The 25,889-nt window shown below is 68.8% G+C and carries 15 protein-coding genes and 1 tRNA gene; 9 read left to right on the forward strand and 7 right to left on the reverse strand.

The features are described 5' to 3' along the window. Nucleotides 1–441: 441 nt before the first annotated feature. Together ACFYTS_RS35115 and ACFYTS_RS35120 are read right to left on the reverse strand one after the other, a co-directional pair. Complete coding sequence (locus ACFYTS_RS35115; RefSeq protein ID WP_387309556.1) at nt 442–1,110, reverse strand: YdcF family protein; 669 nt, start codon at nt 1,108–1,110, stop codon at nt 442–444. 11 nt (nt 1,111–1,121) lie between these two features. Then, nucleotides 1,122–1,886 carry a GntR family transcriptional regulator gene (locus ACFYTS_RS35120; RefSeq protein ID WP_387309567.1) on the reverse strand — a complete coding sequence of 255 codons (765 nt, stop codon included), beginning with the start codon at nt 1,884–1,886 and terminating at the stop codon, nt 1,122–1,124. A gap of 1,006 nt (nt 1,887–2,892) precedes the next feature. Here ACFYTS_RS35120 and ACFYTS_RS35125 point away from each other — a divergent pair. The 3 genes from ACFYTS_RS35125 (at nt 2,893) to ACFYTS_RS35135 (ending at nt 5,908) form a co-directional block, all read left to right on the forward strand. Continuing rightward, nucleotides 2,893–4,497, forward strand: a complete 1,605-nt coding sequence (locus ACFYTS_RS35125) for a replication initiator (RefSeq protein ID WP_387309568.1) — start codon at nt 2,893–2,895, stop codon at nt 4,495–4,497. Then, a complete protein-coding gene (locus ACFYTS_RS35130; protein ID WP_379259805.1) occupies nt 4,494–4,697 on the forward strand; it encodes a helix-turn-helix transcriptional regulator in 204 nt (67 codons plus the stop codon). The genes ACFYTS_RS35125 and ACFYTS_RS35130 overlap by 4 nt, the downstream gene beginning before the upstream one ends. A gap of 83 nt (nt 4,698–4,780) precedes the next feature. Next, a complete protein-coding gene (locus tag ACFYTS_RS35135; protein ID WP_387309557.1) occupies nt 4,781–5,908 on the forward strand; it encodes a tyrosine-type recombinase/integrase in 1,128 nt (375 codons plus the stop codon). A 16-nt stretch (nt 5,909–5,924) separates the two neighbouring features. Here the strand turns inward: ACFYTS_RS35135 and ACFYTS_RS35140 are convergent. Next, nucleotides 5,925–5,997, reverse strand: a tRNA-Arg gene (locus ACFYTS_RS35140). Nucleotides 5,998–6,067: 70 nt separating this feature from the next. Further along, nucleotides 6,068–7,537, reverse strand: a complete 1,470-nt coding sequence (locus tag ACFYTS_RS35145) for a flavin-containing monooxygenase (protein ID WP_387309558.1) — start codon at nt 7,535–7,537, stop codon at nt 6,068–6,070. 517 nt (nt 7,538–8,054) lie between these two features. Here ACFYTS_RS35145 and ACFYTS_RS35150 point away from each other — a divergent pair. Further along, a complete protein-coding gene (locus tag ACFYTS_RS35150) occupies nt 8,055–9,692 on the forward strand; it encodes a long-chain fatty acid--CoA ligase (RefSeq protein ID WP_357285011.1) in 1,638 nt (545 codons plus the stop codon). 293 nt (nt 9,693–9,985) lie between these two features. Here ACFYTS_RS35150 and ACFYTS_RS35155 read toward each other — a convergent pair whose 3' ends face one another. Continuing rightward, complete coding sequence (locus tag ACFYTS_RS35155; RefSeq protein ID WP_357285015.1) at nt 9,986–10,867, reverse strand: class I SAM-dependent methyltransferase; 882 nt, start codon at nt 10,865–10,867, stop codon at nt 9,986–9,988. Between the two features lie 125 nt (nt 10,868–10,992). Here ACFYTS_RS35155 and ACFYTS_RS35160 point away from each other — a divergent pair, with 125 nt between their 5' ends. Together ACFYTS_RS35160 and ACFYTS_RS35165 are read left to right on the forward strand one after the other, a co-directional pair. Beyond that, entirely contained in the window at nt 10,993–12,612 is a 1,620-nt protein-coding gene (locus ACFYTS_RS35160; protein ID WP_387309559.1) for an acyl-CoA synthetase, read from the forward strand. Between the two features lie 87 nt (nt 12,613–12,699). Then, the gene (locus ACFYTS_RS35165) at nt 12,700–14,484 is read left to right on the forward strand and encodes a protein kinase (RefSeq protein WP_387309560.1); all 1,785 of its coding nucleotides are present in this window, start codon (nt 12,700–12,702) and stop codon (nt 14,482–14,484) included. Nucleotides 14,485–14,535: 51 nt separating this feature from the next. On the opposite strand, the gene ACFYTS_RS35170 is transcribed toward ACFYTS_RS35165, so the two are convergent. After that, entirely contained in the window at nt 14,536–14,928 is a 393-nt protein-coding gene (locus ACFYTS_RS35170) for an SCO5389 family protein (RefSeq protein ID WP_357089215.1), read from the reverse strand. 57 nt (nt 14,929–14,985) lie between these two features. After that, entirely contained in the window at nt 14,986–16,029 is a 1,044-nt protein-coding gene (locus ACFYTS_RS35175) for a nitronate monooxygenase (RefSeq protein WP_387309561.1), read from the reverse strand. Between the two features lie 198 nt (nt 16,030–16,227). On the opposite strand from ACFYTS_RS35175, the gene ACFYTS_RS35180 reads away from it, so the two are divergent. The 3 genes from ACFYTS_RS35180 (at nt 16,228) to ACFYTS_RS35190 (ending at nt 25,799) form a co-directional block, all read left to right on the forward strand. Then, complete coding sequence (locus tag ACFYTS_RS35180) at nt 16,228–17,067, forward strand: M23 family metallopeptidase (RefSeq protein WP_357285028.1); 840 nt, start codon at nt 16,228–16,230, stop codon at nt 17,065–17,067. A gap of 62 nt (nt 17,068–17,129) precedes the next feature. Further along, on the forward strand, nt 17,130–18,110 hold the full coding sequence (locus ACFYTS_RS35185; RefSeq protein WP_357285031.1) for a helix-turn-helix transcriptional regulator: 981 nt from the start codon (nt 17,130–17,132) through the stop codon (nt 18,108–18,110). A 210-nt stretch (nt 18,111–18,320) separates the two neighbouring features. Next, complete coding sequence (locus ACFYTS_RS35190; RefSeq protein ID WP_387309562.1) at nt 18,321–25,799, forward strand: amino acid adenylation domain-containing protein; 7,479 nt, start codon at nt 18,321–18,323, stop codon at nt 25,797–25,799. Nucleotides 25,800–25,889 lie beyond the last annotated feature (90 nt).

Raw genomic sequence — 25,889 nt, forward strand, 5'->3', positions numbered from 1 at the left:
GTCGACCGAAGGGTCCGCGTTCGTGCTGGCCAGCGGCTCGGCTCACTCGTCGACCGAAGGGTCCGCGTTCGTGCTGGCCAGCGGCTCGGCTCACTCGTCGACCGAAGGGTCCGCGTTCGTGCTGGCCAGCGGCTCGGCTCACTCATCGATGCCGTGTGCGCTCTGGTGAGAGTTGCGCCCCGGCGGCCAAGTGCCGCCGACGCGCCGCCGGACCGGTGACCGACGAGGTACGAGGAGGGCGCCGCCGTGCGGCGTGGCGCGGCGGCGGCGCGCAGCGCCGCCGGGGCGCTCTTGATCCTATATAGGCAAATTCGGCAAGGACTCCGCTGGAACGCGAGTGGCCGTGTAGGCCCGTAGGCACGAAAAAGGCTGGGACTCAGCCGATTCGATGGTCGAGCGAACCGGGAGAGCCTCAGCCCCGGAGTCCGGAGCGGAGCGTACTTACTCCGGTAGTAGCCGTCGATCGAATCCGGCATCTACCAAGCGCGCGAAGGCTTCCCGCACGGCGTCTGGGATGGATTGTTCGATTGCCCAGCCGTTTGCCGGGTAGATCCAGAGGCGCTGAGTGTCTCCAACCAGCATGTTGACGACGCGTTCGAGATCGCCGATTTGCTCGATGTACTCATCGAGGGGTAGTGGGCGCGATGCGCATCTCACCTCGACGTCCGGCCAACGCTTCCGGCAGATGGCATAACTCCGCCGCTGCTGATAGGGCCGGGATATCAGCATGACAGACCGCACAGGACCTAGGTCCGACTGTTCCTCGACGAGAGTCCGAGTGAAGTCGATGTTTTCGCTCGTGTTTGTAGCTCTGGGTTCGACCAGGATTGCCCTCTCCGGGACGTCGAGCTCAAGTGCTCGCTCGCGGAAGTGCACAGCCTCTCCGCGCGGGAACAAGTCGATCGTGCCCGGTGCATTGGCCCCGGTGAAGACGATCCTCGGGAATAGACCCTGGTGATACAGCTCAGCTGTGTATGCCGGCACGTCCCGGTCATGGCTGCCCAGTCCGATGCCGATGTCGGCTGGTCCGAGCTCATGGTGCATCTGGCTGTAGTCCCAGAGGGTTTCGACGTCGGGGCGGAGCTCCGGAGGGAGAGTCGTTGCTAGCACCGGAGACCTCCTTAGTCGGGAAGCTTGAATTCGTAGGTCCACGCGAACCTCGATGCCGCGTGGACACCGCGTGCAAACTCGATCAGTACATCATCTGCGGTGTAGGTACGCCGCTTCAGGATCATGACAGGTTCTCCAGCCGGAAGCTCGAGGGTTTCGACTTCGTCCGGTGTCGGCATCCGCCCAAAGATCGTCTCGGACATGTGATCAGGCTCGTAGCCCTGCAAGGTCAGAACTGCGAATCCGCCGCCGGGACCTGCAGGGCCGGGAGTCGGATCTACCAGGGGCGTTCCCTCAACGTGTTCGCGGATGTAGTAGCTGGTGAGCGTGTGCGTCGGCTGACCGGCATCACGTACCGTGCGAGCTCGTTCGTAGACAAGCGTCCCTGGTTCGAGTCCAAAGGCTTCCGCGACTTCTGTATCGGCTTCCACGAGTCCCACGGTCTGTGTCTGGTCGGTCCGATTCCACGGGCGGCCGGATGCCTCGCGATCAGCGATGAAAGCGACTGTGTCGCCGTACTTCCACTTCCGCTTGGAGTAGCGCTCGGCTCCGAGTCGGCGCATAGGCGGACGCTCACGGACGACCGTCCCTCGTCGCCTGATGGGCGTCACGAGCCCTTCGGCCTCAAGTAGGTTGACCGCCTGACGAATGGTCTTGATGTTCACGGCGTAGCGCTCGGCCAGTTCGTTCTGCTTGGGCAGAGTTGCACCGGGGAGGTATTCGCCCTGGTTGATTGCGTCGCGCAGGCTGGTCGCAACTTCTCGGTATCCGCTCATCTCGCTCAAATGCTCTCTCGTTGCCGTTACGCGGAGGTTCCCGATTAAGGGTAGCTGTAATCTATCAAATGACCTAGACAGGCTAATAGAACCATCTCTATTGCATCGTTGACCTGGCGATGCTTCAATAGAGCTACTCCTATTGAAGCCGATTGGTTGGGTTGTCCGGAGGTCATCATGCAGGTTCGTCAGGTCCCTCAGAATCCAGTTCTCACTACGGTCCGTCCGTCTCGGCTGAATCTCGCTGGCTGGTGCATCAACTGCGTCCGCCGCTGGTGTGAGGAGCCGAGATGCATTGTGTGGCACGCCTCTTCGATCTGGGGTCCGTGTGAGCGGTGCGACGGGACCGGGTACTTCGGCGCCCTGACCCAGTGCCACTGCCACAGCGGCTTGGTCGAATACGCCTCGCAGGCCGGAGCCGATGAGGCGTGGATGCGGGCGGCCACCGTGGTGGTTTCGCCGGTAGAAGCGGCGGGTCTGTGATGACCTCCGCGAGAGTGATCCCGTTCCCCGTTCCGAATCGAGCCCTGGAGCTCCGCCCGCCCAGGCTGACCTTCGCAGGCTGCTGCCTGTGGTGCGGCGCCCAGGACTGCGCGAAGCCGGATTGCATCGGCCTGCACGATATTTCGGAGTGGGTTGTGTGCGGCGACTGCAAGGGGACCGGGGAGAGCACTCCAGCGGAACCGATGGGCTGCACGTGCGCGTTCGGGCTGGCACTGGTGGCCCCCGAGATTGAGCGTCGGCGGGAGATCGTTCCGGGCTCAGGGATGCATGCGATCGACCGGGGGCATTGGCCGCAGTACAACCACAAGGTCTATGGCAGCGAGCAGCAGTGCGGGCCGTACACGGTAGTCGGTGGCAGTTCCTCGATGGAGGCACAGGCGTGACGGCGGCCGTCGATACGGATGCGGCCGTCTCGGAATCGGGGGCGGCCGTGGGGAAGCCGGAGCGGGAGACGGCGGCTGATCGTCGTGCTCAGCTGAACTTGGTGGAGTTGGCTCCGGCGGTGGCGGAACGGTTCGGGGTGTGCCGTCGTCCGCTGATCATGCAGTCGACCGATCTGGATACCGGTCACACGAAATATGTTGGCGCACCGTGCAAATCGACGATGGAGTGCGTCTGCCCCGCGTGTGCCGCCCGCGCTCGCGCCCTGCGGATTCATCAATGCCGCGAGGGCTGGCACATCGAGGAGGAACCAGTGGACGAGAAGCACGAACCCACCGAACGGCAGGTAGAGCTGTTCCTTGCCAGGGCCGCGATGGTGAGCGAGTACGACAAGGCCCAGGACACCGGCGACACCGAAGCCATGGACGAAATCCGTGAGCTCGTGGCCGACCTGGACTCGGAGCTCCGCGACACCGGTATCCGCGGTCGCCTCCCCGCGTTGGGTATGGAGTCCAAACCGGCCCGCAAGCGCTCGACCTCGCGGCGCCAGGAAGCCCCGGACTTGCCGCGCAAGAAGGTGGAGCGCACCACGGTCGGGCGCGTGTACGCGGGCAAGTACCGGCCCTCGATGTTCATCACGTTGACCCTGCCGTCCTACGGGAAGGTCTACAACGGTGATCACCCGGACGCGGGTGCTCCGCTCGATCCCGACTCCTACGACTACCGCCAGGCCGCCCGGGACATCATCCACTTCCCGCGGCTGTTCGATCGGTTCATCCAGAACTACCGGCGCGCGACCGGTCGCGATATCCAGTACTTCGCGACGGTCGAACCTCAGAAGCGGGGAGCTCCGCACGCTCACATGGCTGTTCGCGGTTCCGATGCCCGGGAGCTGATCAGGCAGGTGGACGCGGCGACCTATCACCAGGTGTGGTGGCCGCACTTCGACCACGAGGTCTACACATCAGGTCGCCTGCCGTATTGGAGCCACCCTGCTGGCGGATTCGTGGACGCGGAACAGGCCGACCCTGAGACCGGGGAACCGGTGCCGGTGCCGACCTGGGATGAGGTCATGGACGTGATGGACGAGTTGGACGATCTCGAACCGGCGCATGTGATCCGCTTCGGTACGCAGATCGACATCAAGGGCATCCTCGGCGGGACGGAGGAGGCGGGCCGCCATATCGGCTATCTGACCAAGTACCTCACGAAGTCGATCAGCGAGGTCATCGACACCGACTCGCAAAGGGTGGCCGATCATTACGACCGTCTGCACGAGGAGCTTCAGCGCACCCCGTGCTCCCCGTCGTGCGGGGTCTGGTTCCGCTACGGCGTGATCCCCAAGGGCGCCACCGCGAAGACGATCCCTGGTGTCTGCAAGGGCAAGGCGCACCGCCGCGAGACTCTCGGTTTGCGGGGTCGGCGGGTGCTGGTGTCGCGCAAGTGGACCGGGAAGAACCTGACCGACCACAAGGCCGACCGGGTGGAGTTCGTTCGGCAGCGGCTGGCCGAGGCGGGCATTCCGATGCAGGAGATCGACCGCACGAAGATCGTCCCGGCGGCCCCGGGTGATCCGGATGCGCCTCCCCGTGAGCATCTGATCATGGCCATGGTCACGGAGAAGCTCCGGCGACAGGGGGAGTACGACCGGGCACGGATGGTCGATCCACCTGGGGCGCAAGAGTATTCGTCAATTGAAGATCGGGATGAGGGGGAGTCGAGATGATCGAGGATGACGTTTTCCTGCGGGCGAAGGACTGCGAGGCGTTGACCGGGATTCCGGAGGCGACCTGGCGGTGGTGGGCGCATGTCGGCCGTGGTCCGGCCAGTTTCAAGCTCGGTGCGCGGCGGCGGGTGTGGCGTAAGTCGGTGGTGCTGGCCTGGATCGCGGAACAGGAAGCGGCGACGCTGCGTGAGATCGCGTGACCGGGGTTCGTCGCGGCCGTCGCTCGGGCGTGGAAGACCTGTGGACTAAGGAGGAACGGCAGCCGGACGGCACAGTGCTGCGTGTGAACTCCAAGCTGTTCGGCAAGGGAAAGCGGTGGCGGGCAAGGTATGTCGATGGCATCGGCAAGGAGCATTCGAGACGCTTCGTGCGCAAGGTCGATGCCCAGGGATGGCTGGATGGGCAGACGGCGGCGGTGGTTACCGGTGTCCATGCGGCCCCGTCTGCGGGTAGGGAAGCCGTCGGGGCGGTGGCTACGGCGTGGTTGGCTGGGAATCCCTCGTGGGAGGAGTCGACGCGGGCGCGGTACAAGTCGATCGTGGAGCGGCACATCCGCCCGCGGTGGGGGAGCGTGCGCCTCTCGGATTTGGCGCATGACGAGATTCAGGGCTGGGTCAATCGGCAGATAGCCGATGGTGCGGCGGGCGGTACCGTCCGGAAGAACCTCGGCGTGCTCTCCCAGATCTGCGACCACGCGGTGATCACGCGGCGAATCGCCGTAAATCCTTGCAGCACAGTGAATCGTCCCAAACAGCGGCTCGCCAAACGTCGGTATCTCTCCGGCCTGGAGGTGGAGCGGCTGGCCGAACAGGCGGGTGATAACTGGCTGGCCGTGATGGTGCTCGCCTACTGCGGCCTGCGGTTCGCGGAGCTCGCGGGGATGCAGGTGTCGGCGGTGTCTCTCACCCGCCGGCGCCTGCTGGTGGAGCAAACGATCACCGAGGTGGATGGGGTGCTGGTCACCAAGGCCCCGAAGGATCACCAGCGTCGGAGCGTTCCGTTTCCGGGGTTCCTCGTGGAGCCGCTGGGGAAGCATCTGGCTGGCCGTCGTCCCGACGCTGAGGTCTTCACTTCTCGGCAAGGCGCGGTGCTGCGTGTGCGGAACATGCGGCGTGACTGGTGGAATGCGGCTGCGACGGCGGCGGGGATCGAGGGCCTGACTCCGCACGAGCTCCGCCACACCGCGGCGTCGTTGGCGGTGTCGCAGGGGGCTTCGGTGCTGGCGCTACAGCGGATGCTGGGTCACGACAAGCCCAGTACGACGCTGGACTTCTACGCCGATCTGTTCGATGACGATCTCGATGATGTGGCCGCGAAACTCGATTCGGCGCGTACGGGTTTTGCCACTGCGTACTCTCTGCGTACCGATCCGGGGGCAGAGAGCACGGACTCTGGCAGGAAAACGGCCTGACCTGCGATGGAAACTGTGCCCTCGGCAGGATTCGAACCTGCGACACCCGCTTTAGGAGAGCGGTGCTCTATCCCCTGAGCTACGAGGGCTGACCGCCCGGCCGTGGCCGGGTCGTCGGCAGTCTACCTGGTTGGGGGCTCGGGGGTCGCATCCGCTGGGTCAGCGGCGGGAGGCTTCGGATTCGAGGTAGTCGGCGGGGGTGAATCTGGTTGTTTTCCAGCGGAACAGGAGGGTGGCGCCGGGCCAGTTGTTGGTGATGCGGCCCGAGGCGTTGCGGTACCAGCTGGAACAGAAGTTCCAGGGGGTGTCCTTCAGGCGGCGCTGCAGCCAGTCGTCCCAGGACTGTTCCGCCTCGGGGGTGGCGGCCAGGTAGCGGCCGGGGCGGCGGGACAGGTAGGAGATGGCCTGGCGGATGTAGCGGGACTGGGACTCCAGCATGTAGATGATGGAGCCGGAACCGACGTTGGTGTTGGGGCCGTACATGAGGAACAGGTTCGGGAAACCGGGGACCGACATGCCCAGGAAGGCGCGGGCGCCCTCGGGGGACCACTCGTCGGCCAGTTTGCGGCCCTGCAGGCCGTAGATGTGCATGGGGGCCAGGAACTCGGTGCCCTTGAAACCGGTGCCGTAGACGATCACGTCGACCGGGTGCTCGACACCGTCGGCGGTGCGAATTCCGTTGGGGGTCACCGCTTCGATGGCGGTGGTCTCCACCGTCACATTGGGCTGCGACAGGGCGGGGAAGTACTCATTGGAGAACAGGCCGCGCTTGCAGCCCGCCGCGTAGTCGGGGGTCAGCTTGGCGCGCAGCGCCTCATCGGGAACCTGCTTGGCGCGGTGCCGGTCGGCGATGGCGATCACCGGGGTCTTGATCGCCGGAATATCGGTGAGCGCCAACGCCATCACCTCGAAGAACGTCCAGATGGCGAACCGCTCGGCCAGCCGCGCGCCCGGCACGTACTCGAACAGGGCGTGATGCAGCGGCGTGTACTCGACGTCGAACTTGGGCAGCACCCACGCGGCCGAACGCTGGAACAAAGTGAGGTGGTCGACCTTCGGCTGGATCGCCGGAATGTATTGAATGGCACTGGCTCCCGTGCCGATGCAGGCCACCCGCTTACCGGTCAGATCCACCGAGTGATCCCATTCGGCCGAATGGAACGCCGCGCCCGTGAAGGAGTCGATGCCGGGCAGATTCGGCATCGCGGGTCGCGACAGCTGTCCGACCGCCGGAATCAGCACATCCGCCAGGTGGGTGACGCCGTCGGCGGTGCGGACCCGCCACATCGCGCTCGACTCGTCGAACTCGGCGTCCACCACCTCGGCCCCGAACTCGATCTTGGCCGGCAGGCCGTGCTTCTCCGCGACCGTGCGCATGTACGCGTGGATATCGGCCTGCTGCGAGAACCGCCGCGGCCAATCCGATTTCGGCTCGAACGACCACGAGTACAGCGGCGACGGCACATCGCAGGCCGCGCCCGGATAGGTGTTCTCCCGCCAGACCCCGCCGAGGTCGGCGGCCTTCTCCAGAATGGTGAAGTTGGTCAGGCCGTGGCGCTGCAATTCCAGCGCCATACCCAGTCCGGCGAATCCGGCACCGATGATCAGAATGGACGGCTCCCGCTGCATACCAGCAACGGTAGAGCGCATTACCGCTGGTCATGCAGACATCGCCGGTCAGTGAATCGGTATTTTCGGCCATGGCGGGTTGTGGGCCAGGGTTCGGATGCCGATAGTTGCCCGAATGTCGTTCTCACCGCGCACTGTCCGGGTCAGTGAGCGCGGTCTGACCTGCGACGCTGTCCCCGACTGGACAGCCCGGTGTCACACTCCCTATATTCACGGAAGTCTTTGCTCCAATTTGCTTGTCCTGGTTAGTGATTGGCTATTCTGCGCCGCCGCAGGGGGCGTCGTCAGCGCGCCGAGTCGCTGATCAGGACCGCGGGGCCGGCTGGTCGTCGTGTTGGGCGGCGGCGGGTCGGCGACGGGCTGCGGACGACGAGGGTGGGGTTCGTCGTCCGCAGCCCGAGACCTCGTCCCCCGCCCCGGGACGACTTCCTCGCAGCTCATGTCCGAATTCGGCTAGGCTCGCCGCAAGTGACTCAGTTCACGTCACTCGTAGGCACATGCAAGGAGCGGTTGGGAAATGTTGAGCACCATGCAGGACGAGCAGCTGTCGCTGGCGACACTGCTGCGCTACGCGTCCACCTTCCAGGGCGACAGTCATGTCTCCACCTGGACCGGCGACGGATTGCGCACCCAGACCTATCGTGAGGTCGGCCAGGACGCGGCCCGGCTCGCCAATGCCCTGCGTGATCTGGGCATCGGCGTCGGAGACCGGGTCGGCACCTTCATGTGGAACAACAACGAGCACATGGTCGCCTACATCGCGGTCCCCGCGATGGGCGCCGTCCTGCACGCCCTGAACATCCGACTGTTCCCCGAACAGCTGGTGTTCGTGGCCAACCACGCCGAAGACCAGGTCGTGATCGTCGACGGCTCGCTGCTGCCGATGTTCGCCCAATATCTGCCCAACCTGAAGACCGTCCGCCACGTGATCGTCGCCAATGGCGACGCGGCCGCGCTCCAGGCTCCCGAGGGCGTCACCGTGCACTCCTACCGCGAGCTGCTCGACGCCCAGTCCGACAGCTACGACTTCCCGGTCATCGACGAGCGTTCCGCGGCCGGCATGTGCTACACCTCCGGCACCACCGGCGACCCCAAGGGCGTCGTCTACTCGCACCGGTCCAACTGGCTGCACGCCATGCAGGTGATCTCGCCCAACGGCATGGGCTTCGACGCCTCCGACACCGTGCTCGCCATCGTGCCGCTGTTCCACGCCAACGCCTGGGGCATCCCGTACGCCGCCATGATGTCGGGCGCCAATGTGCTCATGCCCGACCGCTTCCTGCAGCCCGCCCCGCTGCTGGAGATGATGGCCGAGGTCAAGCCCACCTTCGCCGCCGCCGTGCCCACCATCTGGGGTGGCGTGCTGGCCGGGCTGCAGGCGCAGCCGCAGGACATCTCGCACCTGCGCACCTGTGTGGTCGGCGGCGCGGCCGTGCCGCCGTCGATGATGCAGGCCTTCCAGGAGCGGCACGGCGTCAAGCTGCTGCACGCCTGGGGCATGACCGAGACCTCCCCGCTGGGTTCGGTCGCGCACCCGCCCGCCGGCGCCGAGGGCGACGAGGCCTGGAGTTACCGCTACACCCAGGGTCGCTTCCCGGCCGGCGTGCAGGCCCGCCTGGTCGCCGACGACGGCTCGGTGCTGCCCAACGACGGAGAAGCGCTGGGCGAGTTGGAGGTTCGCGGCCCGTGGATCACCGGCTCCTACTACTCGCCGTCCGGCGGCGAGGTGGACCCGGACAAGTTCCACGACGGCTGGCTGCGCACCGGCGATGTCGGCAAGATCAGCCCCAACGGCTACCTCACCCTGGTCGACCGCTCCAAGGACGTCATCAAGTCCGGCGGTGAGTGGATCTCCTCGGTGGACCTGGAGAACGCGGTCATGGGCCACCCGGCCGTGGCCGAGGCCGCCGTCATCGGCATCCCGGATGAGAAGTGGGACGAGCGTCCGCTGGTCGCCATCGTGCTGACCGACGGCTCCGCGGCCGAACCCGAAGAGCTGCGTGATTTCATCGCGCCGAAGTTCGCCAAATGGCAGCTGCCCGAGCACTGGGCCTTCATCGTGGAGGTGCCCAAGACCAGTGTCGGCAAGTTCGACAAGAAGCGGCTGCGCGCCCAGCACGCCGAGGGCTCGCTGACCGTCGTCACACTGTCCTGACCGCTCGGTGCCTTGCTCCCGCGTCGCGCTGGAGCAAGGCGCCCGTGCAGCGTTAAAGAGGCGGCCGACATACGGCACGAGCCGCATCCCGTCGGGATGCGGCTCGAAAAGATGCGGCTAGAAAAAGGTGCCTGACCGGCTCGAATTCCCCCATATACAGATCAGTCCCCGGTAGTCTCCATCGAATTCGGAGTATCAGTCGTCGCTGATTACTCTCCATCCGACTGGCTTGCCGGGGGCCTGGCCGGATTCCTCGAACATGCCACCCATGTCTTTCGACGTCTCGTCAGACACTATGGCTCGCCCTGGTGTTCCGGTGTGAATTCAATTGTCTCGCCGTAGGGATCGCCGGTCAATAGCTTGTGGCTATTTGTCTTGACCGCGCTCAATCCGTAGAGCACCGGGACGATCGGATCCGCGGGCGGGAGGCGCCACCAACCGGTCTCGGTCGGCACCATCTGCGGCCAGCGCGGCCACGGCAGCGTGTCGGTCTCGGTCAGTCCGGTGATGCGCAGCCCCGCGTCGAGCAGCGCGGTGACCACCTCACCGAGACCGTGCCGCCATTCGTAGGCGGTGGTGTCGGAGGTGAGGTCCGGGCCGTCGGTATAGGTGTGCGCGCTGTCGCGGCGTTGCGCCCCGCGCCCGGCCAGATAGTCGTCGTGCAGGACGAGCTGACTCGGGTCGATCTCCGGCGGCGGCGTGGGTCCCAGCGCGTGCAGCAGCGGATGGAATTCCACCAGATAGAACAGCCCGCCGGGCCGCAACAGGTCGGCGACCACCCGCGCCCAGCGGGTCAGGTCCGGCAGGTAGCAGAGCGCGCCTTTGCCGGTGTAGACGATGTCGAAACTCTTCGCGCCCAGGGCCTCTCGCGCGTCGTATACGTCAGCGCACACGTATTCGACGGCGTCTCCGGCCAATTCGCGGGCGTGCCGCACCGACTCGGGCGAGAAGTCCAGGCCCACCGCGCGAGCGCCCCGGCGCGCGAATTCGATTGTCTCCGTCCCCAGATGGCATTGCAGATGGGCGATATCCAGGCCGTCCACATCCCCCAGGACATCCCATTCGAAGGGCGCGAACCAGTAGCTCGCATCGTGATCACGGTAGAAACGGCTGGCGGCGTGGATGCCGGCGCGGGCATCCCAGTTCCGCCGATTCGCCGACAACGGATCTGTCACGGTCGCCATGATAGGCAGTTCCGGTCGCGGTCCCGGGTCCGTACGGTTAGTTTGAGGGCAGATGCCCGCAATCCGCAGGGGTGGACGAGGAGGTCCGGGGTGGAATCGAAACAGGGCGGTCAGGCATGACATTCGGGCTGATCAAGTCGGTGGGGGAGCGGGCCTACCTGGAGGCCGAATCCGCGCGCCTGGCCATGGAAGCCGGGTTGGCGCGACTGGAATCCCCGGCCGTATTGCTGGCCGCCGCCACCGCCATGCTGCGCTACGGCACCCTGGCCGCCGGGCTGCGGCTGTCCGCGGCGCGCTACGGCAGCCGCACCGCCGTCATCGACGAACTGGGCGAACTTACCTTCGCCGAACTCGAGGACCGCTCCAACCGGCTCGCCAACGCCTGGCGCGAACGCGGGCTGAAACCCCGTGAGGGCGTGGCCGTGCTGGCCCGCAATCACCGCGGCCTGCTCGACGCCATCTTCGCCGCCGCCAAGTGCGGGGCCCGGATCATCCTGCTCAACACCGATTTCGCGGCCCCGCAGATCCGCGACGTCGCCACCCGCGAGGGCACCGACCTGCTCGTCTACGACGACGAGTACGCCGAACTGCTCGGCGAGGTGCATCCCAAGCGCGGCAGCTACCGGGCCTGGACCGAGGAGCCGCGCGAGGACAGCCTCGAACACCTCATCGCCACCGGCTCGCCCGACGCGCCGCCCGCGCCCGGGGCCGAACCCAAGATCATCCTGCTCACCAGCGGCACCACCGGCACCCCCAAGGGCGCGCCCCGCGCGGAACCGAAATCGCTGCTGTCCCTGGGCGGTCTGCTGTCCAAGGTCCCGTTCCGGGTGAACGAGGTGACCGAATGCTGCGCCCCCATGTTCCACACCCTCGGCTTCGCCATGGCCATGCTGAGCCTCGGCTTCGGCTCCACGCTGGTGATCCGTCGCCGCTTCGACCCGCAGACCGCCATCGACTCCATGGCCCGGCACCGGGCCACCACGCTGATCGTGGTGCCGGTCATGTTGTCGCGCATGATGGATCTGGGCGGGCAGGCACTGACCGGGCGCGACCTGTCCGCGCTGCGCATCGTGTTCGTGGCCGGATCCCAGCTCGGCGCGCAACTGTGCCGGGAGGTGACGGCGGCGTTCGGGCCCGTCGTCTACAACCTGTACGGGTCCACCGAGGTCGCCTACGCCACCATCGCCACGCCCGCCGATCTCGCGGATGAGCCAGGGTGCGTGGGCAAACCGGTGCTGGGGGCGCGGGTGGAGATCCTCGACGAGCGGGGCCGCACGGTGCCGACCGGTGCGACCGGGCGGATCTTCGTCGGCAACACCATCCAGTTCGAGGGGTACACGGGCGGCGGCCACAAGGAAGTCATCCGTGGGCTGATGTCCTCCGGCGATGTCGGCCACTTCGACAGCGCCGGACGGCTCTTCATCGATGGCCGTGACGACGACATGATCGTCTCCGGTGGCGAGAACGTCTTCCCGGCCGAGGTCGAGGAACTGCTCTACACCCATCCGGCGGTGCGGGAGGCTGCCGTCATCGGGGTCGCCGACGCGCAATTCGGCGCGCGGCTCAAGGCTTTCGTCGTCGTCCACGACGGCCAGTCGTGCACCGAACCCGAGGTCAAGGAGTTCGTGAAGGACAACCTGGCCCGGTACAAGGTGCCGCGCGAGGTGGTGTTCCTCGCCGAACTGCCCCGCAACCCCACCGGCAAGGTGCTCAAGCGCAAACTCCAGGAGGTCTGAGCCGCAGGCGCATCCGGCACCTGCCCTTCCGGCGGACCGCGCCGTATGCTGAGCATCGCAGTACGCGGTCGAGCCAGGGGAGGACAGGTGCCGGGGGCAGGTAATCTCGGCCACTATCGGCTCGTCGAGCTGCTCGGTCGCGGCGGCATGGGGCAGGTGTGGCTGGCCGAGGACACCCGGCTGGAACGGGAAGTGGCCCTCAAACTGCTCCCCGCGGAACTCGCCGCCGACGAGGACTACCAGCGGCGCTTCGAACGCGAGGCCCGGCTGGCCGCCCGACTCCGCGGGCCGCACGTGGTGCCCATCCACGCCTTCGGCGAACTCGACGGACGGCTCTACATCGATATGGAGCTGATCGACGGCTCCGATCTGGGCAAGACCCTGCGCGCGGAGGGCGCGATGACGCCCGGGCGGGCTGTCGAACTCGTCTCACAGGTCGCCGAGGCCCTCGACATCGCGCACAAGGCCGGGCTGGTGCACCGGGATGTGAAGCCCTCCAACGTGCTCACGCTGCCCAATGGCTTCGCCTACCTCATCGACTTCGGCATCGCCCGCGGCGTCGGCCAGGCCACCATCACCGGCACCGGTGTGGCCGTGGGGACCTGGGCCTACATGGCGCCCGAACGCTACTCCGGCACCGAGGACCTGCGCTCCGACGTCTACTCCCTGGCCTGCCTGCTGTACGAAACCCTCACCGCCGCGAAACCTTTCGCCCATGCCGACCCGGTCCAGCAGATGGCCGCCCACCTCACCACCGACCCGCCCCGCGCCGCCGACCGCAACCCCCGGGTCACCGCCGCCCTCGACGCCGTCATCGCGCGCGGCATGGCCAAGGATCCCGACCACCGCTTCTCCTCCGCGGGCGCGCTGGCCGCCGCCGCCCGCACCGCCCTGGAATCGACCCCGGTCCCGCGTCAGGCCCCGCACCGCCGGGCCGAACCCACCGCGAAATGGGATGGCGCGGACCGCTTCCCGAGCCACACTCCCACGCCCGCATCCCAGTACGCGCCCTACACCCCGCCTCCGGGATCGGTGAACCTCGGGTCGAGCCCAGTCCAGGGTTCGGGCTCGGCCTCAGACCCCGGCTCCGGCCCAGCCTCAGGCTCTGGCTCTGGCTCGGTATCAGGCCCTGGCCCCGGTTCGGCACCGGGCCTCGGGCCGGGCGGCCCGGCGTCCTATGGGCGCTCGGCAGCAGGTCCGGCACCGGCGCCGCAAACCAGAAACCCTTCGGGCGCAACACCTCCGCCGAGCCGGATGAACGCCGGTGCGACACCACCGCCGAGCCGGTTCAGCGCGGGTGCGACTCCACCGCCCAGCCGAATCGCCGCGGGTGGGGCACTTCCGCCGACCGGCCTGGGCGCGAATGGAGGCGTGTCGCCTGGAATGGGCTCGGTCACAACGCCACCTCCCGGTGCCATGGGTTCGGGCGGTACGCCGCTTCCCGGCGTGATGGGTGGGATGGCGACGCCACCGCCGGGAGTGATGGCTGGGGGCGCTGCGCCGCTGCCGGGCGGGATCGCGGCGGGCGTGGCGAGGCTGCCGGGCGGCATGGGTTCGGCTGGGCGGGTCGAGCAGCCGATGACCGGGGCCATGGGCTTCGCGTCGCCCTATGCCGCCGGTCATGGCGGGGCGGTGGCGAAGCCGGTGCGGCGGGAGGGGATTCGGCCGTGGCAGCCGGTGTGGTGGGCGGTGCTGGGGGTGGTAGTGCTGTTCTTCGGGATCATGAGCGTCGGCGTGCTGGCGGTGACGTTCTCCGAAGGGTTCGACGGCTGGCTGGAGACCTTGATCGCGTACCTGATCTTCGTCGCGCCGTTCGCGGGATCGATCTGGGTGACGGTGCTGGAGGTGCGCCGGTTCCGGGCGCGGCGGTAGCGCGGAAACGGCGCGACCGGGTCGCGGTCGCGCCGAATCCGGATGGGGCGCTCAGCAGTTGCGCAGTTCCGGGCTCTGGTTGAGCAGCTGGGCCCGGGTGGAGATGAAGGTGGAGTAGGTGTCGCCGCCGACCGAGGCGAGCGGGAAGGCCGCGACCCGGTGGCAGTTCTGGAAGGCGAGCTTGATTCCGAAATGGCGCTCCAGGCCGCCGCGAATGGCATCGGAGGCCATGGCCCGCAACAGCTGACCGCGGGCCGTCTCGTCCGGCGGCGCGATGGTGTTGTCGGCGTATTCCGCCGTGCCGGAACGCAGATCGTCGGCTACCCGGCTGACGACCTCGTAGGCGTAGGGCAGCGAGTTACGGACGCATTCGACGAACTCTGCGTCGCTGACTTCACCGCGTTCGGCGCGCTCGAGTAGTGCGGTGGGTACGTCGAGTGACATAACGCTCTCCTCATGGGATGGCGGAAGGTGTCAGCCGATTGTAGATGGAATCCGTTGTCAATAAGTCTGGATTCGTGACGAAAGTGCCCGCTCCAGAGCCTTTTTCGCGTCCGCGGTCAGGGTTCGGACCAGCTCGCCCGCCGGTAGCTCCGGCGTCAGCGCATGCGCCTGACCTGCCCAGAGATTCACCGCGTCGGCATTGCCCTCGGCCCGTGCCGCCGCCCGCAAAGGCCCGGTGGCGTAATGGATCTCGGGATAGGCGACCGGAGCGTCCTGATGCTCCACCAGGAATCGATTCCGCAGTCCGCGCGCCCGTCGTCCGGTGAAGGCGCGGGTCAGCATGGTCGGGGTGTCGGCGACGATCGCCGCGCGCACCACCGGCGCGGTTCCCGCCTCGGGGCAGCGCAGGAACGCGGTGCCCAGCTGCGCGGCGGCCGCTCCGGCCGACAGCGCGGCGGCCACGCCCGCGCCGGTCGCGATCCCGCCCGCCGCCACGATCGGGGCGTCCACGGCATCACGCAGCAATTGCAGCAGGGTCAGCAGACCCAGGGGGTCGGTGAGATCGTCGGCCGGATCATCGACGAACACGCCGCGGTGCCCGCCCGCTTCCGCGCCCTGCGCGATCAGCACGTCCGCGCCCGCGGCCACGGCCTGGCGCGCTTCGGCGACGGTCGTGACCGTCACCCACACCTCGGTCCCGGCCGCGTGCAGCCGCGCGATCTCCGCGGCGGACGGGCAGCCGAACGTGGTCGACACCACCGGGACCGGGTCGGCGGTGAGCAGGTCGAGTTTGGCGTCCCAGTCGTCGCTGTCGTAGCGGGGCTCGCCGACGGGGAACTCGGCGGCCAGGCCGCCGACATATGTCTCGAACCGATCGGCCGGGCTCGGTTCGGAGGGATAGAAGAGATTCACCCCGAACGCGCCGGCGGTGAGCGCTCGCGTCGCGGCGATCCGCGCGGCGAGTTCACTCGCGGGCAGATATCCGGCGGCGACGAAGCCCAGCCCGCCCGCGTCGGTCACGGCGGCGGCCAGCTCCGGGGTGGACGGCCCCCCGGCCATGGGTGCCAGGACGATCGGCGTACGCAACTCGTCGAGAACCATCTCACCATTGTGCCTTTTCGGTTACGGTTTGTGATCAAGGGTTCGAGCGCTCGAGCTGGCGTTATCGCACAGAAGGTTGCGAAATGGTCACAAGCGAGTACTGTTTCCATCACAGCGATGCCGAATCGTTACCGGACCCTCCGAACGCTAGGACTTGCAGTGCCGCATCACCGAACGACCGCGAACTCCGTATCAGTCATGGATTTGCTTGGTGATTCCGGTGCTGTCCGCACTGGCGTCACCTCGCGCAGGCGGCACCGGGCCGAGCCCGCCGCCACCGACAAGATCAAGACCGCCGCCAGTTTCGCGGTCGCGGCCGGTGCGCTCATCGGCACCGGATCGCAGCTGGTCCCCGCTCTCGCGCACGCCGCCCCGCTGCTTCCCACGCACGACGAGAAGGCAGCCACGGTCGCCGAGGACGTCGCCCCCGTCGCGGCGACCACCGACCTGAAGCAGGCCAAGGACGTGGCGGCCCCCATCGCCGAGCCCGCCCCCGAGGCCCCGGTCGCGGCCCCCGCGCCGAACCCGGCCCCCTTCGGCCTGCAGAACCTGCCGCCGGAGATCTCCGCCCCGCTGGCGCAGGCCGAACAGACTCTGAAGTCCCTCCAGCAGCAGCTCAACCCGGGCCCGGGCGTGGTGAAGCCGGTCAATGGCCAGCTCTCCTCCGGCTTCGGCATGCGCTGGGGCGCAATGCATTACGGCATCGACTTCGCCGACCCGATCGGTACCCCCATCCACTCGGTGATGGGCGGCACGGTCATCGATGCCGGCCCGGCCTCGGGCTTCGGCCTCTGGGTGCGCGTCAAGCAGGACGACGGCACCACCGCGGTCTACGGACACGTCAACGACATGTACGTGAACGTGGGTCAGCGCGTGAACACCGGCGATGTCATCGCCTCCGTGGGCAACCGCGGCAACTCCACCGGTCCCCATCTGCACCTCGAGATCTGGGACGCCGCCGACAACAAGATGGATCCGCTGCCATGGCTAGCCAGCAAGGGCGTTCTCATGCAGCAGCAGTGGGGACCGGACCAGTAGATCGTTCACCGGCCTCCGCGATGACCGGGCGTTTTCCGGACCGGCGTCTGCCGGTGGGTGCGGTGACGACACTGGACGAACTCTTCGACCCTGCCTCCGTGCACGGCCGTTCCTACGCGGTGCTGGTTCAGCACCCGCGTTCGACCGCGCTCGAGGTGGCCGAGCGGCTGACCGTGCCGCCCCGCGTGGCCGAGTCCGCGCTGGAGGCGCTGTGCCAGCTCGAGGCCGTGGTCCGGCTCACCGACGGCAACGGCGTGGTGCGCTTCGACGCGCACGCCCCGGAAGCCTTGTCGGAGGCCGAGACTCGCCGCCGTAATCAGGACATGCTGCGCATGCAGTCGGCCGCCGCGCGCCTGGGGGAGACCTTCCGCTCGGTGCGTCGCACCACCGACGCCGACGGTGCGGTGGTGGCCGTCTACGAGCGCCGCCAGCTGCTGGCCGACTTCGAGGACCTGCAGCACACCGCGCACGCCACCGTGAAGGTGGTGGAACGCGGCCCGTTCCTCTCCGATGTGGAGACCGAGGAGCGGATGTTCGAGCTCAAGACCTCGCGCATCGCGGCCGGCATCGACTACCGGACCCTGTACCAGGAGACCATCTACCAGGATCCGGAGCGGCTGCGCCACGTGCTGGCCACCAACGCCGTTGGCGCGCAGGCGCGCACGCTCGCCGACCCGCCGATGAAGCTGATCGTCGCCGACGATCGGCGCGCCGTGCTGGTGCTGCACACCGACGAGCGCCGCGGCGACCCCATGGGCGTCCGCGTCGGCCCGTCGCCCACCTTGGACCTGCTGGTCAAGACCTTCGACGCGCTGTGGCTGACCGCCACGCCGATCTCGGTGAACCCGTCCGAGGCGCTCGACGATCGGGACAAGGCCATCCTCACCCTGATGAGCATGGGCGCGACCGACGACACCATCGCGCGCCGGCTGGGCCTGTCGCGTCGAACGGTGGTGCGCCGCACCGCGAGTCTGCTCGAGCGGCTGGGCGCCAGCACCCGTTTCCAGGCCGGAGTGCAGGCGACACGCCGCGGCTGGCTCTAGGGGTCTGTGGCGCAAGTCACCTCATAGCAACACTTCTCGCTGGTCAGCGATATTCATCATGCATGGCAGCTCGAGGCAGTTCGCGAGCATCGATATGATTGTTTCCGTCCGCTGACCTTTTGACGTCCCGGGAACAGACGTCAGTTTTCGTGGGTCCGCCGAGTGTCTTCGGCTGCGGAAAAGACCAACCCGAGAGGTGAATGCACGCGTATGGATACTGCCCGCCGTACAGCTCGCGGTACTCGTCGGCGTCGGTCCGGCAGCCCACTCTTCGGGCAGTTGCTCACCGCGGCGGTCGAATCCGCCGGTGACGCCATCGCCATCCGCTTCAACCCGACCGGGGATCCGGCCGCTCAGCGCGAGATCAGTTACCGCGAGCTGGACGCGCGCTCCTCGCAGCTGGCCCGGGAACTGATCGCCCGCGGGGTCGGCCCGGGCGACATGGTCGCCATCGGCATCACCCGCTCGATCGAATCCGTGCTGGCGGTCTGGGCCATCGCCAAGACCGGCGCGGCCTATGTGCCGGTCGACCCCGCGTATCCGGCCGACCGCATCGAACACCTGCTCACCGACTCCGGCGCGGTGCTGGGCCTGACCACCCGGGAGTACCGCGCGGGCCTGGGCGACGCCGCCACCTGGATCGAACTCGACGATCCGGCGCAGACGCAGCGCATCGCCGCGCACCCGGACCACCCGATCTCCTACGCCGACCGGGTGGGCACACTCACCGAGCAGCACCCCGCGTACGTCATCTACACCTCCGGTTCCACCGGCAAGCCCAAGGGCGTGGTGGTCACCCACACCGGCCTGGCCGGACTGGTGGCCGCCGAGCGTGAGCACTACGCGGTCTCCGCGGATTCGCGGGTGCTGCACGTCTGTTCTCCCAGCTTCGACGTCTCGGTGCTGGAACTGCTGCTGACCTTCACCGCGGGTGCGACCCTCGTCATCGCGCCCGCCGGTGTCTTCGGCGGTGTGGAACTGGCCGACCTGCTGGACCGCGAGAGCGTCACCCACGTCTTCATCACGCCCGGCGCGCTGGAATCGGTGGATCCGGCCGGGCTCAGCGAGCTGACCACCGTCGTGGTGGCCGGTGACAAGTTCGGCCCGGAACTGGTGTCGCGCTGGGCGACTGATCAGCGCTCCTTCTTCAACGGCTACGGCCCCACCGAGGCGACCATTCTCGCCACCTCCAGCGCCCCGCTGCTGCCGGGCGAGCCCATCACCATCGGCGCCGCCATCGCGGGTGTCGGTGCGTACGTGCTGGATTCGCGGCTGCGGCCGGTGCCGGACGGCGTGGTCGGCGAGCTGTACCTGTCGGGACCCGCACTGGCGCAGGGATATAAGGGCCGTCCCGGCCTGACCGCCGAGCGTTTCGTGGTGAGCCCGTTCGGCGAGGCCGCCGGATCCCCGGGTTCGCGGCTGTACCGCACCGGTGACCTGGTGCGCCGCAATCCGGCCGAATCCGAGCAGCCGGGCGTCATCGAATATCTGGGCCGCTCCGACTTCCAGGTCAAGATCCGCGGTCTGCGTATCGAATTGGGCGAGATCGACAATGCCCTGAGCGCACACCCGGACGTGGATTTCGCCGCGACCCTGGGCCGGGCGCTGCCGTCGGGCGCGACCGCGCTGGTCTCGTACGTGCTGCCCCGCCCGGGCGTGACCGTGGACACCGCGGCGCTGGCCGCGCACGTCGGCGAGTCGCTGCCCGCGTACATGGTGCCCACGGCCATCGTGGTGCTGGCCGAGATTCCGCTGACCCCGGTCGGCAAGCTGGACCGGAATGCGCTGCCGGAGCCGGTGTTCGCGGCCCGCGAGTTCCGCGCCCCGGCGACCCGCGCCGAGGAAGTCATCGCGGAAGTGTTCGCCGCCTTGCTGATTCCCGACAATCCGGACGCCCGGGTCGGTGCGGACGACGACTTCTTCGAACTCGGCGGCAACTCGCTGCTCGCCGCCCAGGCCGCCGCCCGCATCGGCACCGCCCTCGGCGTGCGGGTGCCGGTGCACGTGCTGTTCGACGGCTCCACCGTGGCCGAACTCGCGCGCCGCCTCGAGGGTGAGACGGCTTCGGCCGCCACCGGGCCCGCGCTCGGCTCGCTGCCCCGCCCGAACCGGGTGCCGCTGTCCTTCGCACAGCAGCGCATGTGGTTCCTCAACCGCTTCGACCCGAACAGCGCGGTCGACAACATGCCCCTCGCGGTGCGGCTCACCGGCGCCCTCGACGTGGACGCCATGCGCGCCGCCGCCGCGGACCTGGTCGCCCGCCACGAGGTGCTGCGCACCATCTACCCCGAGGTCGACGGCGAGGGCTTCCAGCAGGTGCTGCCCGCCACCGACCCGCGGGCCCTGCCCGAACTGCCGGTCACCGAGATCGACGCCGCGGAGATCGCCGACCGGGTCGCCGAGGTGGTCGGCGCGGGCTTCGACGTCACCGCCGCGCCGCCGCTGCGCCTGCGCCTGCTGCGCCTCGCGCCCGACGAGCACGTGCTGGTCGCCGCGATCTATCACATCGCCGCCGACGGCGTCTCGATCGGCGTGCTGGCCCGGGACCTGGTCACCGCGTACGCGCAGCGCATGAACGGGGCCGCTCCGCAGTGGGCCCCGCTCCCGGTGCAGTACGCCGATTACGCGGTGTGGCAGCGGGAATCGCTGGGCAGCGAGGACGACCCGGACTCGCCGCTGGCCCGCCAGATCGCCTACTGGCGCGAGAACCTCGCCGACCTGCCCGACGAGCTGGTGCTGCCCTGGGATCGGCCGCGCCCCGTGGTCGCCTCCTACCGCGGCGGCAACCACAACTTCCGGCTCGACGACGAGATCTACGCCGCCGCACGCCGATTCGCCGAAACCCACAACACCACGCTGTTCATGGTGGTGCACACCGCGCTCGCGGTGCTGCTGGCCCGGCTCTCCGGCACCCGCGACATCGCCATCGGCACCCCGGTGGCCGGGCGCGGCGAGGCCGAACTCGACGACCTGATCGGCATGTTCGTCAACACGCTGGTGCTGCGCAGCGACATCGACCCCGCCGCCTCCTTCACCGACCTGGTGGCGGCGGTGCGCGAGAACGACGTGCGCGCCTTCGGCCACGCCGACGTGCCGTTCGAGCGCCTGGTGGAACTGCTGGACCCGGCCCGCTCGCAGGCCCGCAACCCGCTGTTCCAGGTCATGCTGACCTTCCAGAACATGGCCCCCACCCGGCTGGAACTGCCCGGCCTCACGGTGGCGGGCGCGGACCTGGAGATCCCGTTCGCCAAGTTCGACCTGCAGCTCACGCTGCAGGAATCGCACGACGAGCGGGGTGACGCCACCGGCATGGCCGCCGAGTTCTCCTACGCCATGGACCTTTTCGACGCCGCCACGGTCGCCGAACTGGCCGACCGCTTCCAGCGGGTGCTGGCCGCGCTGACCGCCGACCCGGCCGCCCCGGTCGGCGATCTGGCGCTGTTCTCCGCCGGGGAACGGCAGCGGGTGCTGACCGACTGGAACGCCACCGGCTTCGACGTGGCGGCCACATTGCCCGAAGGCGCTGCGGCGACCCTGATTTCGCGGTTCGAAGCCCAGGTGGCGGCGACCCCGGACGCCGTCGCACTGGTCTTCGCGGACGAGACGCTGACCTACCGTGAGCTCGCGGAGCGCTCCAACCGTCTGGCGCGACTGCTGATCGCCGAAGGTGTCGGGCCGGAATCGCTGGTGGCCCTGGCCCTGCGGCGGTCGACCGAGCTGGTCGTGGCCATGTACGCGGTGCTGCAGGCCGGTGCGGCCTACGTGCCGCTGGACCCGGACCAGCCCGCCGACCGCATCGGCCACATCCTCGACACCGCGCGGCCGCGTCTGCTGCTCATCGCCGAGGCGGACGAATTCGAGGCCGGGGCAAGGGATGTCGCTACCCTGTCGGTCCAACGGGCCGAGGCGTCCGCGCGGGCCCTCAGCGGCGCGCCGATCACCCAGGCCGAGCGCGTACGACCGCTGCGCCCCGAGCAAACCGCCTACGTCATCTTCACGTCCGGCTCGACCGGCCGCCCCAAGGGCGTCGCCGTCGAGCACCGCGCCATCGTCAACCGCCTGGTGTGGATGCAGCACGAATACGCGCTGACCGCCGAAGACGCTGTGTTGCAGAAGACCCCGGCCACGTTCGACGTGTCGGTGTGGGAGTTCTTCTGGCCCTTGCAGACCGGTGCGCGCCTGGTAATCGCCAAGCCCGACGGCCACCGCGACCCGGTCTACCTGGCCCAGATCATCGCCGAACAGCGCATCACCACCGCGCATTTCGTGCCGTCCATGCTGTCGATGTTCGTCTCCGCCCTCGGCGAGACCGGCGCACTGGTTCGCGGCGCAAGCGCGGGGTGGCGGAGCGCTCGTTCTGGACCGAGTGGAGCGGGGGAGCGCAGCGGAGGAGCGGAGGAAGGGAAGAGCGAGACCTTCAGCGCCGCGAACCCGCCCCGGAGCGAAGCGGAGGGGCAGATTGGGCACCGCCTGCGTCAGGTGTTCGCCTCCGGTGAAGCGCTGCCCGCGCCGACCGCGCGGCAGTTACGCGAGCTGACCGGCGCGCGTCTGCATAACCTGTACGGCCCGACCGAAGCGGCCGTCGACGTCACCTATCACGAGGCCGTCGACGCCGACACGGTGTCGGTGCCGATCGGGCGGCCGGTCTTCAATACCCGTGTCTACGTGCTGGATTCCCGCCTCAACCCGGTCCCGGCCGGGGTCGCGGGCGAACTGTATCTGGCGGGTGTGCAGCTGGCGCGCGGCTATGTCGAGCGCCCGGACCTGACCGCGGACCGCTTCGTCGCCGACCCGTTCGGTACGGGCGAACGCCTCTACCGCACCGGCGATCTCGTGAAATGGACCGCCGAGGGCGAGCTGGAGTACCTGGGCCGCACCGACTTCCAGGTGAAGCTGCGCGGTCTGCGCATCGAACTGGGCGAGATCGAGGCCGCGCTGCTGGCGCAGCCGGGCGTCGCGCAGTCGGTGGTCCTGGTGCGCGCCGACGCGCACACCGGCGACCAGCTGGTCGGCTACGCCGTCGCCGCCGACACCACCCCCGAGGAGCTGAAAGCCGGTCTGGCCCGGTCGCTTCCGGCGTACATGGTGCCCAACGCCGTCGTGGTGCTCGAGGAGTTCCCGCTCAACGCCTCCGGCAAGCTGGACCGCAAGGCGCTTCCGGCCCCGGTGTTCGAGGCCAAGAGCTTCCGGGCCCCGTCGACCCCGATCGAGGAGATCGTGGCCGGGGTGTTCGGCGAGCTGCTCGGCACCGACCGGGTCGGCGCCGACGACGACTTCTTCGAACTGGGCGGCAACTCGCTCATCGCCACCCGGGCGGTGGCGCGGATCAACGCCGCTCTCGACACCACCGTGGCCGTGCGCGAGATCTTCGAGACCGCAACGGTTTCCGGGCTCGCCGCGCGCATCGTGCCCGGCGCGGGCGCCGGGGCGCGGCCGGCGCTGGTGGCGGGGGAGCGGCCCGCCCGCGTCCCGCTGTCGCTGGCGCAGCAGCGCATGTGGGTGCTCAACCAGCTCGACCCGGATTCCCCGGTCTACAACATCCCGATGGTCATCCGGCTCACCGGCGCACTCGATGTGCCCGCCCTGCGCCACGCCGTCGAGGACGTGCTCACCCGCCATGAGGTGCTGCGCACCCGCTACCCGGAGACCACGCCGGGCGGGCCGGCCTTCCAGGAGATCCTCTCGGTCGCCGACGTGCTGCCGCACGGTCTCGAGGTGGAGCGGTCCACTGACATCGGCGGCCGGATCGGCGCGCTGGTCGGCACCGGATTCGATGTGGCGCAGCGGGTTCCGGTGCGGATCCGGCTGATCACCGGCGACGACCCGGACGACTACCTGCTGGTCCTGGTGGCCCACCACATCGCCGCCGACGGCGCCTCCATGGCGCCGCTGGCCCGCGACCTGATGACCGCGTACCTGGCGCACGCCGCGGGCGAGGCCCCGGCCTGGCAGCCGCTCGCGGTGCAGTACGCGGACTACGCGGTGTGGCAGCGGGCCGCGCTCGGCCTCGAGGACGACGCCGATTCGGCGGCCGCCGCGCAGATCGCGTTCTGGCGCGATCAGCTGGCCGGACTGCCCGATCGCCCGATGCTGCCGCTGGACCGGCCGCGCCCGGCGGTGGCGTCCATGCGTGGCGCGCTGCTCGACTTCACGCTGTCGCCGCAGGTGCACACGGGCCTGAATCGCCTGGCGCGCCAGCACAACGCGTCGCTGTTCATGGTGGTGCACGCGGCGGTGGCGGCCTGGCTGTCGCGGCTGTCGGGCAGCACCGACGTCGTGCTCGGTACCGCCGTCGCGGGCCGCGGCGAACGCGCGCTCGACGATCTGGTCGGCATGTTCGTCAACACGCTGACGCTGCGGACCCACGTGGATCCGGCCGCCTCGTTCGACGAGCTGGTCGAGCGGGCCCGCGAGACCGACCTGTCGGCGTTCGCGCACGCGGACATCCCGTTCGAACGGGTCTCCGAGCTCACCGCCCGCACCACCGCGAATCCGCTGCTCCAGGTGGTGCTTTCGCTGCAGAACACCGAGACCCCGGTGCTCGAACTGCCGGGCCTGACCGTGGCCGCCGTCGACACCGACCTGGCCACCGCCAAATTCGATCTGCAGATCAGCGTCGAACCGCGCCCCGGCGTGGACGGCGCCACCGGTGAACTGGCCGTCATCCTCAACTACGACACCGAGCTGTTCGAGGAATTCTCGATGGCGTCGTTCGGCCGGGCGCTGGAACGGATGCTCACCGCCGTCGCCGCCGACCCGCAGCTGCCGGTCGGCGACATCGAACTGCTCGACGCCGCGGAATCGGTTGCGGTGCAGGCGATGTCGCAGTCCGCGCCGGAACCGGCCGGGCTCGCCGTGCGCGGTGCGGCGCTGTCCCAGCTGCTCACCACCGCCGCCGAGGACGACCCGGATGGCCCCGCGCTGGTGTGGGGCGAGGAGGCGCTCACCTACTCCGAACTCGACGCCCGCTCCTCGCGGCTGGCCCGGGTGCTCATCGCCCGCGGCAGCGGACCCGGCACCGGAGTGGTGCTGCGCCTGGACCGCGGCGTGGACCAGGTGGTCGCCATCTGGGCGGTGCTCAAGGCGGGCACCATGATGGTGCCGTTCGCCGCCGCCGAGACGCCCGGCCAGGACGTGAAGGTCGGCATCACCGCCGGCCGCGCGCCCGAGGGCGTGCGCGGCATCGACTGGGTGGTGCTCGACGATCCGGAGACCGCGGCCGAGGTCGCCGCCGAATCGGCGCGACCGGTCACCTACGCCAACCGGATTCGGGCGCTGCGCGGTGACGACCGGGCCCGCACATCGGCGGACGGGACGCTCACCTACGACGGTCTGGCGGCCGCCGTGGACCGCGCCCGCGGTCTGGACCTCACCTTCGAATCGCGCACCTTCCATCACGGCGCCGCGGATTCCGCGCTGGCCATGATCGAAGCGGTCGCGGCCGGAGCGGTCGGGGCGTCGGTGGTGCTGGTGCCCGCCGAGCCCGGTACGGAACTGTCGGACGCACTCGCCGACGAGTGGGTCACCCACGTCTTCGCCGAGGCCGATCGCCTCGGCGAGCTGGATCCGGCTCCGCTCGAGGATCTTCGGGCCGTCGTACTCGACGCCCCCACCGCGGCCGCCGAGCCGTGGGCACAGACCGCCACCGTGGCGGTACTGCCGGACCATGGGACGGTGCCGCCGGAGTAGCGGAGACGCCGCTGCCGCGTTTGCGTCGCGGTAGCCCTCGTGCAGAGCGGTCCCCCGGGACCGCGTCGGCGCCGGCGGAATTCACCTCCC

Source organism: Nocardia sp. NPDC004151 (assembly GCF_042874235.1).
In the GTDB taxonomy this organism is placed as follows: Bacteria; Actinomycetota; Actinomycetes; order Mycobacteriales; family Mycobacteriaceae; genus Nocardia.